General features: G+C 69.4%; 15 protein-coding genes and 1 pseudogene. 11 read left to right on the top strand and 5 right to left on the bottom strand.

Going from position 1 to position 14615, the window contains the following annotated elements; genetic code table 11:
- The first annotated feature begins 11 nt into the window (after nt 1-11).
- Together IEY69_RS13840 and IEY69_RS13845 are read left to right on the top strand one after the other, a co-directional pair.
- Nucleotides 12-2690 (top strand): type II/IV secretion system protein, encoded by a 2679-nt coding sequence (locus tag IEY69_RS13840; protein ID WP_189073743.1) that lies wholly within the window; start codon nt 12-14, stop codon nt 2688-2690.
- Between the two features lie 49 nt (nt 2691-2739).
- A complete protein-coding gene (locus IEY69_RS13845; RefSeq protein WP_189073744.1) occupies nt 2740-4017 on the top strand; it encodes a type IV pilus twitching motility protein PilT in 1278 nt (425 codons plus the stop codon).
- A gap of 70 nt (nt 4018-4087) precedes the next feature.
- Here the strand turns inward: IEY69_RS13845 and IEY69_RS13850 are convergent, their stop codons facing one another.
- Genes IEY69_RS13850 through IEY69_RS13860 form a run of 3 tightly spaced genes read right to left on the bottom strand, consistent with a single transcriptional unit; the run spans nt 4088 to nt 6865 of the window.
- Entirely contained in the window at nt 4088-5389 is a 1302-nt protein-coding gene (locus IEY69_RS13850) for a thymidine phosphorylase (protein WP_189073745.1), read from the bottom strand.
- A 40-nt stretch (nt 5390-5429) separates the two neighbouring features.
- Nucleotides 5430-5879, bottom strand: a complete 450-nt coding sequence (locus IEY69_RS13855; protein WP_189073746.1) for a (4Fe-4S)-binding protein — start codon at nt 5877-5879, stop codon at nt 5430-5432.
- The gene (locus IEY69_RS13860) at nt 5876-6865 is read right to left on the bottom strand and encodes a helix-turn-helix transcriptional regulator (protein ID WP_189073747.1); all 990 of its coding nucleotides are present in this window, start codon (nt 6863-6865) and stop codon (nt 5876-5878) included. Before IEY69_RS13860 ends, IEY69_RS13855 begins: the two co-directional genes overlap by 4 nt.
- A gap of 86 nt (nt 6866-6951) precedes the next feature.
- Between IEY69_RS13860 and IEY69_RS13865 the strand changes: the two genes are divergently transcribed.
- The 7 genes and pseudogenes from IEY69_RS13865 (at nt 6952) to IEY69_RS13895 (ending at nt 10647) form a co-directional block, all read left to right on the top strand.
- A complete protein-coding gene (locus tag IEY69_RS13865) occupies nt 6952-7443 on the top strand; it encodes a DinB family protein (protein ID WP_189073748.1) in 492 nt (163 codons plus the stop codon).
- A gap of 142 nt (nt 7444-7585) precedes the next feature.
- Nucleotides 7586-7924, top strand: a pseudogene (locus IEY69_RS13870) (DinB family protein); the annotation flags it as partial.
- A complete protein-coding gene (locus IEY69_RS13875; protein WP_189073749.1) occupies nt 7921-8490 on the top strand; it encodes a DinB family protein in 570 nt (189 codons plus the stop codon). The pseudogene IEY69_RS13870 and the gene IEY69_RS13875, both read left to right, overlap by 4 nt.
- Nucleotides 8491-8729: 239 nt before the next feature.
- Complete coding sequence (locus IEY69_RS13880) at nt 8730-9266, top strand: DinB family protein (RefSeq protein ID WP_189073750.1); 537 nt, start codon at nt 8730-8732, stop codon at nt 9264-9266.
- Nucleotides 9263-9784: a DinB family protein gene (locus IEY69_RS13885; protein WP_189073751.1), complete on the top strand. Its 522-nt coding sequence runs from the start codon at nt 9263-9265 to the stop codon at nt 9782-9784. The genes IEY69_RS13880 and IEY69_RS13885 overlap by 4 nt, the downstream gene beginning before the upstream one ends.
- A 29-nt stretch (nt 9785-9813) precedes the next feature.
- Nucleotides 9814-10263: a tRNA (adenosine(37)-N6)-threonylcarbamoyltransferase complex ATPase subunit type 1 TsaE gene (gene tsaE / locus IEY69_RS13890; protein WP_189073752.1), complete on the top strand. Its 450-nt coding sequence runs from the start codon at nt 9814-9816 to the stop codon at nt 10261-10263.
- A gap of 30 nt (nt 10264-10293) precedes the next feature.
- Nucleotides 10294-10647: a DUF2089 domain-containing protein gene (locus IEY69_RS13895; RefSeq protein ID WP_189069008.1), complete on the top strand. Its 354-nt coding sequence runs from the start codon at nt 10294-10296 to the stop codon at nt 10645-10647.
- Between the two features lie 58 nt (nt 10648-10705).
- Here the strand turns inward: IEY69_RS13895 and IEY69_RS13900 are convergent, their stop codons facing one another.
- Together IEY69_RS13900 and IEY69_RS13905 are read right to left on the bottom strand one after the other, a co-directional pair.
- Nucleotides 10706-11212 carry a GNAT family N-acetyltransferase gene (locus IEY69_RS13900; RefSeq protein ID WP_189073753.1) on the bottom strand — a complete coding sequence of 169 codons (507 nt, stop codon included), beginning with the start codon at nt 11210-11212 and terminating at the stop codon, nt 10706-10708.
- 52 nt (nt 11213-11264) lie between these two features.
- Nucleotides 11265-11960: a Crp/Fnr family transcriptional regulator gene (locus IEY69_RS13905; RefSeq protein ID WP_189073754.1), complete on the bottom strand. Its 696-nt coding sequence runs from the start codon at nt 11958-11960 to the stop codon at nt 11265-11267.
- A 193-nt stretch (nt 11961-12153) separates the two neighbouring features.
- Between IEY69_RS13905 and IEY69_RS13910 the strand changes: the two genes are divergently transcribed.
- Nucleotides 12154-13989 (top strand): acyl-CoA dehydrogenase C-terminal domain-containing protein, encoded by a 1836-nt coding sequence (locus IEY69_RS13910; RefSeq protein WP_189073755.1) that lies wholly within the window; start codon nt 12154-12156, stop codon nt 13987-13989.
- A gap of 62 nt (nt 13990-14051) precedes the next feature.
- Complete coding sequence (locus tag IEY69_RS13915) at nt 14052-14612, top strand: peroxiredoxin (protein ID WP_189073756.1); 561 nt, start codon at nt 14052-14054, stop codon at nt 14610-14612.
- The last annotated feature ends 3 nt before the right edge of the window (nt 14613-14615 follow it).

The following is a 14615-nucleotide window of genomic DNA, read 5'->3' on the forward strand; positions in this document are numbered from 1 at the left end:
ACTGACACGCAATGGCTCTTTCTATCGGTGACCGGCGCCTGGGCGCCATTCTGCTCGAACAGGGGTACGTGAACGACACGGACCTGCAAAAAGCCCTGGTCCGCCACGCCGAGGTCGGCGGGCGCCTCGCGGAGATCCTGATCGACTCCGGTCTGGTCGGCGAGAAACGCATCGCGCGCGCCATCGAGGAAGCGCTCGGCATTCCGCTCGTGAACCTGCTGGTCGTGAACCCCGAACCGCCCGCCCTGCAGGCCGTGCGCGCCCAGACGGCGCTACAGCACCACGCGTTCCCCTTCGCGCTGGAAGGGCAGACGCTGCGCGTAGCCATCGTGGATCCACTCTCGAGCATGGCCATCGAGGCCCTCGAGGACGACAGCGGCCTGAACATCGAGGTGTACCAGGCGCTGCGCGACCAGATCATGTGGGCGATCGCCACGTTCTACCCGGAACTGAACCTGACGGCCGACCTGCCCGCCGAGGCGGAGGGCGGCCCGGCGGGCGGCATGCTGGGCCAGCGGCTGATCGCGCGCGGCCTGATCAGCGACGCGCAGCTGCAGGTGGCGCTCGACGCGCAGCAGCAGACCGGCGAGCCGCTGGGCGCGACCCTGATCGCGCAGCGGATCATCGGCGAGGACCAGCTGTACGAGGTACTGGCCGAGCAGACCGGCGCGGTGTACCTGCGCAACCCGCGCGACTTCCAGCCCAGCGAGGACGTGCTGGGCAGCATGCTGCGCGCCGACGCGCTGCGCCTGACGGCAGTCCCGGTCGACGAAACCGATCACGGCGTGACGGTGGTCGCCAGTGACCCCCGCAAGCTGGAGGACATCGAGGCGCTGGTGGGCCGGCCCGTGCAGCTGGTGCTGGCCAAACCGCGCGACATCGAGACGCTGATCGAGCGCTTCTACCCGCAGCGCGGACGGCTGGGCGAGCAGATGGTGCAGCAGGGCACCCTGTCGCGCGAGCAGCTGCGCGAGGCGCTGCAGGTGCAGGCCCGCGAGGGCCGCGTCAAGCCGCTGGGCGAGGTGATCGTCGAACTGGGCTTCGCCGCGGCCGACGAGATCGACACCGCCCTGCAGAAGCAGAACGCCGGGGGCGGCCGCCTGGAGGACACGCTGGTGCAGTCCGGGAAGCTCAGCCCGGAGATGCTGGCCCGCTCGCTGGCCGCGCAGCTCGGCTACGAGTTCCTGGATCCCGTCCAGAACCCGCCCGACAATAAGGTCGCGCTGATGATTCCCGAATCCACCGCGCGCCGCTACGGCGTGGTGCCGGTGCGGCTCCAGGGCGAGTCGCTGGTCGTGGCGATGAAGGACCCGCGCAACGTGTTCGCGCTGGACGACCTGAAACTGATCACGGGCCGTGACGTGATTCCGGCCGTCATGTCCGAGAAGGACATCACGCGCCTGATCGAGCGGTACTTCGGCAGTCAGGACATGGCGAACCTGAACCAGCAGCTCGCCAAGGAAAGCAAGGACCGCGAGACCGCCAACAAACGCCAGGACGCCGAGGACCTCTCGGCCGGACTGGACGACAACGCCGTGGTCCGCGTCGTGGACAACATCATCCGCGAGGCGGCGCTGCAGGAGGCCAGCGACATCCACATCGAGCCGACCGAGACGTCCCTGAAGATCCGCTACCGCATCGACGGGGTGCTGCGCGAGCAGAACGACCTGCCCAGGGGCAGCGCGCAGAGCATCTCGGCCCGTCTGAAGATCATGGGGCACCTGGACATCAGCGAGCGGCGCGTGCCGCAGGACGGCCGCATCCGCTTCAAGAAGGGCAGCATCGACCTCGACCTGCGACTCTCCACGCTGCCCACCGTGTACGGCGAGAAGGCCGTCATGCGTCTGCTGCAGAAGGCCAGCAACATCCCGGAAGTCGAGCAGCTGGGCTTTTCCGAGCACAACTATCAGCGGTACCTGGACACCATTCACAAACCCAACGGCATCTTCCTGGTGACCGGCCCCACGGGTTCAGGGAAATCCTTCACCTCCTTCTCGACCCTGAAGCGCATCGCGGTGCCGGAGAAGAACACCACGACCATCGAGGACCCGGTCGAGTACGAGATTCCGGGCATCGTGCAGTCGCAGGTGAACAACGCGGCGGGCATGACCTTCGCCCGCGCGCTGCGCGCCTTCCTGCGCCAGGACCCGGACATCATCTTCGTGGGCGAGATCCGCGACACCGAGACCGCGAAGATCGCCGTGGAAGCCGCCCTGACCGGCCACCTGGTGCTGGCGACGCTGCACACCAACGACGCGCCGGGCGCCATCGTGCGACTGGAGGAGATGGGCGTCGAGCACTTCAACATCGGCGCGGCCGTCGTGGGTGTGGTCGCGCAGCGCCTCGTGCGCAAGGTCTGCCCGGACTGCAAGGCCCCCACGAACGCCGACCCGGACGTCCTGCGCCGCCTGGGCATCACCGAACGCGACCTGCGCGGCGCGCAGCTGATGCGTGGCGCGGGCTGCAACCGCTGCGGCGGGACCGGCTACAAAGGCCGCATGGGCATCCATGAACTGATGGTCATCGACGAGCCGCTGCGCGTCGCCATCGGGTCGGGAAAGAACGCCACCGAGATCAACGAGGTCGCCATGACCCAGAGCGGCATGAAAACCCTCCGGCAGGACGGGATCGAGAAGGCCCTCAAGGGCGTCACGACCCTGGAAGAGGTCCTGGCCGTCACCAGTAAGTAACCCCGCCACCCCACCCTGAGCCTCCCATTCCACCCGCGAGGTAACCCGTATGACCCAGCCTGCCGCCGACATCACCGATATCCTGCGTTTCGCCGCCGACAAGGGCGCATCCGACGTGATCATCACCGTCGGGCTGTCGCCGCAGTTCAAGCTGCAGGGCGTGTACGACTCGCAGGGGTTCGCGGAACTCGCCCCGACCGACACCCGCAAACTGATGTACTCCATGATGAACGAGAAGCAGCAGCGGACCTTCGAGGAACGCCGCGAACTGGACTTCTCGTTCGCGCTGGGCGAGAAGGCCCGTTTCCGCGTGAACGCGTTCATGCAGCGCGGCAACGTGGGCGGCGTGCTGCGACTGATCCCCACCAAGATCAAGAGCGCGCAGGAGATGGGCCTCCCCGCGAACGTCATCGAGATCTCCAACGCGCCGCGCGGCCTGGTGCTCGTCACCGGTCCGACCGGCTCGGGGAAATCCACGACGCTCGCGGCGATGATCGACCACATCAACACCACCAAGAAACTGCACATCATGACGATCGAGGACCCGATCGAGTTCATGCACACGCACAAGCAGTCGATCATCAACCAGCGTGAGGTCGGCGCGGACACCATGAGCTTCAACGACGCGCTGCGCGCCGTGCTGCGCCAGGCGCCCGACGTGATCCTCGTGGGCGAAATGCGCGACTACGAGACCATCAAGGCCGCCGTGACCGCCGCCGAGACCGGGCACCTCGTGATGGGCACCCTGCACACGAACTCCGCGCCGGAATCCATCGACCGTATCGTGGACGTGTTCCCCGAGGAGCAGCAGGAGCAGATCCGCGTGCAGCTCGCGAACAACCTCGTGGCGGTCATGACGCAGCAGCTGCTGCCCCGCCTGGACGGGCAGGGCCGCATCCTGGCGTACGAACTGCTGATCGCGAACCCGGCCGTGCGCGCCCTGATCCGCGAAGGGAAGACCTTCCAGATCACCAGCGTCATGCAGACCGGCGCGCGCGAGGGCATGGTCACCATGGACGCCTTCCTGGCGAACCTGTACCGCCGCCGCGTGATCTCCTTCGACGTGGGCGTCGAACGCGCCGTGGACAGCAAGGAATTCGCCCGACTCGCCAACGACCCCAGCATCGCCACGGCAGGCGGCGCCGCCAGCATGCCCGCCGGGTACGGTCAGGCGCCCGTGCAGGGCTTCGGCGCGACCGTCACGCCCGCCCAGGGCGGCTACGCGTCCGGCCGCAACGACTTCGGCCGGGGCGGCGGCACCGGCGACGCCCGCACCACCAGCACCCCCGAGACGAACCCCGGCGGGAGCGGCTACGGCAGGCGGTAAGAGGCGTTGATGGTCGAAAGTTGATGGTTGATGGAAGGGACAACCCCTCTATCAACCATCAACTATCGCCTTAAAACACGCGGTCGAGGATCAGCGGTTCCGGCGCGGGGGCCTGGGCGCTGATGGTCAGGCCCTCGGTGAGGAGGCGGGTGGCGGCGCCCAGGCCACGCGCGTCACGGTGGTAGATGCGCAGGACGGGTTCGCCCGCCTGGACGGCCTCGCCGGGTTTACGCAGGAGTTCCACGCCGACGCCGTGGTCGATGGCCTCGCCCTTACGTTCGCGGCCGCCGCCCAGCACGAGCACGGCGCGGCCGACGCTCAGGGCGTCGATGCCCGCCACGAACCCGGATTCGGGGGCGGTCACGTCGGCCCGGCCGGGCGCCACGTCGAACTTGCTGATGTCGTCTACGTAGGTGGCGTCACCGCCCTGCGAGGCGATGAACGCGCGGAATTTCGCCAGGGCGCTGCCGTCCTGCAGGGTGGCACGCGCGCGGGCCTCGGCAGCCGTTTCGTCCTCACCCTGGGCGGCCAGGGCCTCCACGGCCAGCGCCACGCACAGTTCGGTCAGGTCGGTGGGTCCCTCGCCGCGCAGGGTCGCCAGAGCCTCCAGCACCTCCAGGCTGTTCCCGGCCATGTGGCCCAGCGGGGTGTCCATGTCGGTCAGCACGGCGCGCACCTGCCGCCCGGCGCGGTTACCGATGTCCACCATCGCGCGGGCCAGGCCGCGCCCGGCGTCCAGGGTGCGCATGAACGCCCCGGCGCCCACCTTCACGTCCAGCACGACGGTGTGCGCGCCGGACGCGAGTTTCTTGCTCATGATGCTGCTGGCGATCAGCGGCAGGCAGTCCACGGTGGCGGTCACGTCCCGCAGCGCGTACAGCTTCCCGTCCGCCGGGGCGAGGTCCTTGCTCTGGCCGACCAGGGCGAGGCCGATCTCGCGCGCCTGGGTCAGGAACTGTTCTTCCTCCAGTTCGCTGGTCCAGCCGGGGATACTCTCCAGTTTGTCGATGGTGCCGCCGGTGTGGGCCAGTCCGCGCCCGCTCATCTTGGCGACGGTCTGGCCCAGCGCGGCCAGCATGGGCGTCAGGATCAGGCTGGTCTTGTCGCCCACGCCGCCCGTGGAGTGCTTGTCCACCGTGCGGGGCAGGTCACCGAGGTTCATCAGGTCGCCGCTCTCGGCCATGACCATGGTCAGGTCGGCGGTTTCCTGTTCGGCCATGCCGCGCAGGAACACGGCCATCAGCCACGCGCTCATCTGGTAGTCGGGCACGTCGCCGCGCGTGTACCCCAGCACCAGGGTCTCGAGTTCATCGCGGGTGTGCTCTTGGCCGTCGCGTTTCTTACGGATCAGGTCGGGAATGATCGCGGTCATAGGCCAGTTTACGTCCCGGGGACGGAAAATCGTCCCAGCCTCAGCGGTCGCCCGCCTCGCCGCTGGTCCAGCCGACCTTCGCGTGCGTGCCGTCGCAGTAGGGTTTGTTGCCGCTCTGCCCGCAGCGGCACAGCGCGGCCCGCACGTCCTTCCTCTCGCCGCCGGGCGTGTCGATCACGAGGTTTCCTTTGATCATCAGGGGGCCGTCGGGCGTGGGGGTGATGGTGGTGGTCTCGTCGGGCATCTCGGCCTCCTGTCCATCCAGGACGTAGTGCAGCGCCCCGGTGGGGCAGGTGCGGACGACCGCCGCGACCGCGTCGGCCCCGGCGTTGGCGGGCTGGATCCACGGGCGGGCCTTCGGGTCGAACACGTCGGGCAGCCCACGCACGCAGTTGGCGACGTGCAGGCAGCGCCGGGCGTCGTAGTAGACCGTGATGCCGGGCGCCGTGTACGCCTTCCCCTGCGCGAGGTCCTCGTTGGTGGGGGTCATGCCCCAGTGTACGGGGCGCCGGGGAGGCTGGACGTGGCGGAGTCCGTGTGCGCGGCGCAGCGCTCAGCCAGCCGGGCGAACTCGGCGCGCAGTTCCGGGGGGCTGTCCACGCGGAAGTCGCAGTCCAGGCCCAGCAGGAACGCCGCGAAGCCGCTCAGGCCCTCGCGGGTGGTGGTCAGGCGCGTGCCGTGCGCGTCGGGGCGCACCTCCGTGCCCCAGGTGGACACCCGGCCGCGCAGGTCCTCCGGGGGGCAGTCGAGCCACACGCTGATGGCGTAGGTGGGTTTCGGGGCGCGCAGCGTGGAGCGCAGGTACGCGGCGGCGTCGAAGTCGGGTTCAGGGGTGAAGTGGCGGGCCTGCACGGTCAGGGCGCTCATGCGGTCCAGCCGGAACGACCGGCGCGCCGCGCGCAGGTGGCAGTGCGCGACGGCGTACCAGCGGCCCTCCAGGTGAACCACGCGGTGCACGTCCGCATCGCGGCGGGTCTCGGGAGCGTCGGGAGCGGCATACGTGAAGGTGACGGTGCAGGCGTCCCGCACGGCGCGCAGCAGCGCGGCCAGTAGCTGGGCGTCGGTCGGGGCGACCCAGGGGCCGGTGTCGAACTGCACGCTGCCCTCCAGCGCCAGCATGTCGGCGCGCAGGTCGTGCGGGAGGCTGCGCGACAGCTTCGCGCTGGCCGCCTCGGCGGCGGGGGCCAGGGCGTGCAGGCCCAGGTGCCGCAGGGTGCGCAGGCCCAGCGCGGCGGCCAACGCCTCCTCCGGCGTGAACATCAGCGGCGGCAGGCGGAACCCGGCTTTCAGGCGGTAGGCGCCGCCCACGCCCCGGCGGCCCTCGACCGGAATCCCGAGGTCCTGCAGGCGGGCGACGTAGCGCTGCACGGTGCGGGGGCTGACCTCCAGGCGGCGGGCGAGGTCGGCCCCGCTGACTTCCTCGTGGGCCTGGAGGAGTTCCAGCACGGTCAGTACCCGCATGCTCGGGTCGTACATGCCTTCAGGGTAACTGGAATTGACGTCACATCCTGACGGGAATCCGCGTTACGCTGGGGGCAGATTCAACCCCAGGAGGTTCCACCATGACCGCACCCGCCGCGTCCGTCCCCGCCGTGTCTCCCGCCCTGTCCATTCCCGACTTCATCGCTCACTGGCAGGGGCACCGCGCCCTGACCCGCCGCGTCATCGAGGCCTTCCCCGACGATCAGCTGTTCACGTTCAGCCTGGGCGGCATGCGGCCCTTCGGCGCGCAGGCCACCGAGATCCACCTCGTGGACGCCATGACCGTCACCGCCATGCGCACCGGCGAGTGGCCCGAACCCGACTGGAGTGCCGGACCGACCGAGAAGACCAGCCTGCTGGCCGCCTGGGATCAGGTGAGCGCCGAACTGGAGCAGCACGGCCCGCACACCGACCCCGCCTTCTTCACGGGCATGCACGCGCTGCCGTGGGGCGAGATGCCCGGCTGGGTCGCCGCGATCTACGCCGTGGACAACGAAATCCACCACCGCGCCCAGGGGTACGTCTCCCTGCGCGCCCTGGGGATCGAACCACCCGCCTTCTACGAGCGCTGAGCCGTGCCGCGCGCCCCCATCCCGTCGCTGCCCCCGGCGCAGCTGGCCGACCACTGGCTGGGCCACCGCGCCCTGACCCGCCGCGTCCTGATGACCTTTCCGCCAGACGCGCTGTTCACCTACACGCCCGCGCCCCTTCGGGGAGATGCTGTGGGAGGTGGTCGGCCAGAGCAGCTACGTCCTGCGAGGCCTGCTGGACGGCGCGTGGGACGCCCCCAGCTGGGACGACCCGGGCCCGGACCCGGCGGCCCTCCTGGCCGCGCTGGACGAGGGCACCGCCCGCCTGCGCGAGCTGAGGGGACTGCCGGACACCCGGCTGGGCGAGACGCACACGCTGCCCTGGGGCGAGATGCTGCTGCTGAACGCCGCGCTGGGCTCGGTGGACAACGAGATTCACCACCGCGCGCAGGGCATGACGTACCTGCGCCTGCTGGGCCTCACCCCGCCGGACTTCTGGAACCGCACCCCCGGAGACGCATGAACCCATCCACGCTGTACGACCACCTGACCCAGGCGCGGCGCGACCTGCTGAGCACGCTGCGCGCCGCGCCGGACGACATGCTGCGCCTCTCCCTGCTGCGCGGCGAGCGCTTCCACTCTATCCTCGACCTGCTGGTCCACACGGCCGAGGTCGAGGACGGCTGGATCCACGGGGACTTCCAGGGCCTCCCGATGGTGCAGGACCGCTTCCCGGACATCCAGGCGGGCGCCGCTGGACCCGACACGACCCTCAGTGTGGACGCCATCGCCGCGTACTGGCAGGCGGTCGAGACGGACACCCGCGCGTACCTCGGCCGCCTGACGGACGCTGACCTGGAACGCACCGTCACGCTGGACGACTGGCCCGAGGGTCACCGGCAGTTCACGCTGAGCGGACTGGTCTGGCACGTCCTGCTGCACGAGGTGCGGCACACGGCGCAGATCGCCACGCTGCTCCGCACCCAGGGCGTGAAACCGCCGCAGCTGGACCTGCTGTTCTATCTGCCCGCGCTGGAGACCGGACGGTCTGCCGCCGCCTTCGTGAACCCACCCCCGGAGGACGCATGACCCCCGCCGCTTCCCCCACGCCCACGCCGCCCCCGGTCCGCCCCGTGCCACAGCGACCCACCAGGGGCATCCGCTGCCAGCTGCCCTGATACGGATTCCGTTTGTTTCGTTAACAACCCGGGACAGCGCCGGGTTGCCAACTCCACGTCCGGAACCCGTTTTGCTCCTACTCGCTCCGCTCGGATTGAATGGCTTTATAAGCCATTCAATCGGAGTCCGTATGACCCTCCGGAGACCCCATGACCGACCTGACCCTGACGCTGGAGGCCTTCGCGCTGAACGCCCGCGTGAACGAGTTCCTGCTGGACCACCTGACCCCGGACGACCTGAGCGTCTCGGACGGGCGGGGCGGCATGACCGTCGCGCGGATGCTCTCGCACATGGGCGCGTCTCGCGGCGGATGGCTGCTGGAGATGGCGCCCGAGTTCGCCGCGTCCACGCTGGCCCTGACCGGCGGCACTGATCCCTGGCGCTGGCACACCACCGACCCCGCCCGGCTGCGTGCCATGCTGCGGGTCGGGGACGAGGCCGCCCTTCAGGCCGTGCGGGCGTACGCGGCGAGCGGCACCCCGTTCGCCGATCCGCACGGCGTGGGCACCTTCCACACCCGCCCGGCCCTGTTCCTGACGTACATGACCGTGCACGACGCCGGTCACCGGGGACAGATCGTCACCCTGCTGCGCCACGCCGGCGCCTCTTCGGAGCGTCTGGACGCCCTGGAGGCCGCCTGGGCCATCTGGCGACACCCCCTTTCCCTGTCCGAGGAGACCGCATGACCGACCTGACCCTGCTGCTTGAATCCTTCCGCCGCAACGCCCGCGTGAACGACACCCTGATCGCTGCCCTGACCCCCGAGGAGTTCGCCCTGACCGACGGGCGCGGCGGGTGGACCGTCGAGCGGCACCTGCGCCATATGGCGACCTTCCGGGTGGGCTGGCTGTGGAACATGAGCCGCGACCACGCCATGCCGCTGCTCAACCCGGATGAACTGGACGCCGATGGCGATCCGCAGTGGCGCTGGGCGAACGCCCCCGCGACCGCCCTGCCCGAGGCGCTGGCGGCCGGCGACGCCGCCGCCATCAAAGCTGTGGAGGCGCACCGCGCGTCCGGCGAGCCCTTCGCGGACCCCTGGAACGAGGGCACGTACCAGAGCGACCCGGCGCACTTCCTGATGCACACCATCGTGCACGACAGCCACCACCGCGGGCAGGTCATGAGCCTGATCCGCCAGGGGGGCCGCACGCCCGAGCAGATGGACGCGCTGGACAACCACTGGGCGATCTGGCGCGAGTAACCCCCGCGCGGCTGCGCGATACTGGGCGCATGAGCGTCACCTCTCCCCTGCCCCTGGGTCCCGGCGAGTCCCGCGTGCTGAGCGGCCTGAGTGAACAACATTCACTCGGCGTGGCGCTGGCCGGGGCGCTCCCGCCGGGGGGCGTGCTGTTCCTGGAGGGCGAACTGGGCGCCGGGAAGACCAGCCTCACGCAGGGACTGGTGGGGGCCTACGGCTTCACGGAGCCGGTCACGAGTCCCACGTACGCGCTGATGAACGTGTACCCCGCGCCGGGCGGTCAGGTGCTGCACGTGGACGCGTACCGCGTGCGGGACGTGCAGGAACTGTTCGAGATGGACCTCGACGAATTGGTGCGCGGCAGTCGCGTCAGCGTGATCGAATGGGGCGAGGGCCTGTACGCCGAGTACCCGGACGCGCCGATCCTGCGTCTGGAGCACCAGCCGGACCCGGAGACGCGACTCGTGACCCGCGTTCGCTGAGGAGCGAGGGGCGGGGCGTACAGTGGGAGGATGCGGCCCCTGCCCCTCCCCTTCCCCGACGAGACCGAGTCCCCGCTGGTGACCGAGCTGCGCTTCCCCACCAGTGGCGTGACGGTGCGCGGCGTGTTCGAACTGAACGAGTTCGCGGTCCTCACGCCGGACAACCTGGAGTTCCTGCGGCTGTACATCCGCGTGCGCGGCAACCTGAAGGAGGTTGAGCGGGTCCTGGGCCTCAGCTACCCCACGGTGCGGGCGCGCTTCGACACGCTGCTGCGCGCCATCGGGTACGAGCCCGAGCAGGCCGACCCGCAGGCGGACGTGCTCGCCAGCCTGGAGCGCGGCGAGATCACCCCCGACGAGGCCGCCCGCAAACTCAGGCGGTAAGGAGGGGACGCGCTGGGTGTGTCACCGATCCCCTCCAGACCGCGTCCCGCCTCCCCGTCTACAGGGCGGTCAGGTCGCGCCAGCCCATGCGGATCTCGCGCAGGTCACCCTCGGTCTTCTCGCCGCACTCGTGGGCGCCCTGGCGGGCGTACCAGTGTCGGGTGGGGTTGGTGTCGAGCACCCACAGGGCGAGGCTGGCCGCGCCGCGCGCCCGCATGGCCTGCGCGATCTGGCGCAGCAGGGCCCGGCCCGTTCCTGCGCCCTGAGCGGCTTTCAGGCTGTAGAGGGTGAAGAGTTCCGCGTCGAAGCCCGGGTGGTCACGCGGGACCCCGGCGGACGCGAAGGCCACGATTCCGGAGGCGTCCTCGGCCACGAGCACCACGTCCTGCCCGGCCCCGATGTTGCCCTGCCAGAACACCTCCCGCCGGGCCTGCGTCTCGGGGCTGGTCATGCGCGCCAGGAAGTCGGCGGGCATCAGGTCCGCGTACGTGTCCCGCCAGCTCTGCACGTGAACGGCGGCGATGCCGGGGGCGTCGGCGGGCGTGGCGGCGCGGATCAGGGGCATGCGGGCAGCATAGTAAAGCGCCGCCCCGGAAGGCGGCGCAGGTGAGTGAGGGTCAGTTGCCCTGTTCGATGTACTGCTTCAGGGCGTCCAGGCGCACGATGATGGGCGTGCGGGCGCGGACGATCGCGCCTTCCTGTTTCAGTTTGCCCAGGCTGTGGCTGACGGTCTCGCGGGTGGCGCCGACCATGCGGGCGATGTCTTCCTGGTTGAGTTTCAGGTTCAGTTCGACGCCCTGACTGTGCGGGCGGCCGAATTCCCGCGCGAGGCGGTACAGCAGGCTGGCGACGCGTTCGGGGGCGCTGTAGGCGCTGACGGTGGCGGTCCAGGACTGCGCCTCGAACAGGCGGGCGGCCATCAGGCGGATGAGTTTCATGGCCAGTTCGGGCTTGGTGGCCAGGAGTTTCTGCAGTTCCACGCGGGGCAGGACGATCAGGGTGGTGCGCTCGAGGGCTTCGGCCTGGGTGGGGCGGCGTTCCTCGGGTTGCAGCAGCAGTTCGCCGAAGGTGTCGTGCTGGCCGATGACGCCCAGGATGGCTTCCTTGCCGTTGGGGAAGAGCTTGCTGATCTTGACGAGGCCGCTGCGCACGAAGTACAGGGCGTCGGCGGGGTCGTCCATGCGGTAGATGACCTCGCCGGGCTGGTAGGAGCGGTAGGGCGTGGTGGCTGCGACCCGTTCCAGTTCGGCAAGTTCAAGGTCGGCGAAGAGCTCCGTTCGCTTGAGGTGCCAGACCAGGCTTGGGTAGTTCATGATTCTTCACACCATACCCGAAAAGTCGCGCCGGGACCGCATGCGGCGGGTTTGTCCCCCATGTGGCGGTGTCGGGTTGGCCAATCGCAAGCTGCCCCACATGACATTCACTCCAAAAAGTTTTATACTCGGTTCAACTAACAGTGCCGGGTTGTGTCCACCAGCGGACGAACCCCACCAAGGAGGACACAGAATGCCGACCTACAAGGCCCCCCTGCGCGACATCAAGTTCCTGATGAACGAACTGCTCGGCGCCCCCGAGCAGCTGGCCCAGATGCCCTACTACGCCCAGAACGACACCGCCGACCGCGACCTGCTCGAGCAGGTGCTTGACGAGGCCGCCCGCTTCGTGGAGACCGAACTGGTCCCCCTGAACGTCGTCGGCGACCGCGAGGGCTGCGTCCGCCACGACGACGGCGAGGTCACCACCCCCACCGGCTTCAAGGCCGCGTACAGGAAGTACCGTGACGCCGGCTGGCCCGCGCTGGACGCCGACCCCAACTACGGCGGTCAGGGCATGCCCCACCTGATCAGCAACGTGCTGGTCGAGATGATGAACAGCGCCAACGTCGCCTGGAGCATGTACCCCGGCCTCTCGCACGGCGCGTACAGCGCCCTGCACGCCGTCGGCAGCCAGGAACTCAAGGACCTGTACCTGCCCAAACTCGTCAGCGGCGAGTGGACCGGCACCATGTGCCTCACCGAACCCCACGCCGGCACCGACCTGGGCATCATCCGCACCAAGGCCAGCGACAACGGCGACGGCACCTACGCCATCACCGGCACGAAGATCTTCATCAGCGCCGGCGAGCACGACATGGCCGACAACATCCTGCACCTCGTGCTGGCCCGCCTGGACGGCAGCCCTCAGGGCACCAAGGGCATCAGCCTGTTCCTTGTGCCCAAGTACATCCCCACCGCGGACGGCAAACCCGGCGAGCGCAACAGCATGATCTGCGGCAGCCTCGAACACAAGATGGGCATCAACGGCAACGCCACCGCCGTGCTGAACTTCGACGGCGCCAAGGGCTGGCTGGTCGGCGAGATCAACAAGGGCATGAACCACATGTTCATCATGATGAACGCCGCCCGCCTCGGCACCGGCCTGCAGGGCCTCGGCCTCGGGGAAGTCGCGTACCAGAACGCCCTGACCTACGCCAAGGACCGCACCCAGATGCGCCACGAACCCCGCGTGAACCCCGGCGAGCAGGCCGACCCGATCATCGTGCACCCCGACGTGCGCCGCATGCTCCTGACCGGCAAGGCCTACACCGAAGCCGGACGCGCCCTGGCCATGTGGCTGGCCCTGAGCCTGGATACGGAACACCACCACACCGACGAGAAGGCCCGCAAGGAAGCCGCCGAGCTCGTCGCGCTGCTCACCCCCATCGCCAAGGCCTTCATGACCGACAACGGCTTCAACATCGCCGTGCAGAGCCAGCAGGTCTTCGGTGGTCACGGTTACATCAAGGAATGGGGCATGGAGCAGTTCGTCCGTGACGCCCGCATCGGCCAGATCTACGAAGGCACCAACGGCATCCAGGCACTCGACCTGCTGGGCCGCAAGGTCCTGATGGACGGCGGCAAGAAACTCCAGAAACTCGCCGCGACCCTCCAGGAATTCGCCGAGGAGCACGAAGGCGACGAGCACATCGGCGACTACGTCAACCAGCTCGGCAAGGCCGCGCAGCAGCTCGGCAGCCTGACCATGGTCATCGGCCAGAAAGCCATGCAGGAAGGCGGAGCCGACGAGGTCAACGCCGCCGCCGTCGACTACCTGCGCTATTTCGGGCACGTCGTGTACGGCTACCTGTGGGCCCGCATGGCCAAGACCGCCCAGGACAGGATCGACGCCGGGCAGGACAAGGACGGCTTCTACCTCAGCAAGGTCCAGACCGCCAAGTTCTACTTCGCCAAGCTGTTCCCCGAAACCAAGGCCCTCGCCGCGACCATCAAGGCCGGGAACGAGAGCCTCGCCGTGGACGACCAGGCCGTCTTCGGCTGGGAAAAAGCGCTCGTCGGCGCGTAACCACCGACCTCTGAACGCCGCCCCCACCGACCGGGGGTGGCGTTTTCCCTATCCTGCCGGGCATGACCGACCCGCACGTCCTCCCGGCTGATCTGCCCGTCCCCACTGATGACGGGGCGTGTACGCACCTGCCCGGCCTGCGCTGGCCCGCGCAGGCGCTGCCCGGCACGGACGGCGTGGCCCATGACCTGTCGGTCCTGACGGGGCGGACGGTGGTGTACGCGTACCCGAGGACGGCGCGGCCGGACCAGGCCATGCCGGAGGGCTGGGACGTGATTCCAGGGGCGCGGGGCTGCACACCGCAGTCGTGCGCGTTCCGGGATCATCACGCGGAGCTGCGTGCGGCGGGCGCGCGGGTGTTCGGGCTGAGCGTGCAGGACACGGCGTATCAGCGGGAGGCGGCCGCGCGGCTGCACCTGCCGTTTCCGCTGCTGTCCGACTCGGGGGGCGCGGTCCGTCAGGAACTGCACCTGCCGACCTTCCGCGCGGGCGGCGAGGACCTGCTGCGGCGCGTGACCTTGATCGTGCGGGACGGCGTGATCGAGCACGTCTTCTACCCGGTGTTCCCGCCGGACCGCAGTGCGCGGGACGTACTGGACTGGCTCTCGGCGCATCCGGCCTGACCC

This window comes from Deinococcus sedimenti (assembly GCF_014648135.1).
In the GTDB taxonomy this organism is placed as follows: domain Bacteria; phylum Deinococcota; class Deinococci; order Deinococcales; family Deinococcaceae; genus Deinococcus; species Deinococcus sedimenti.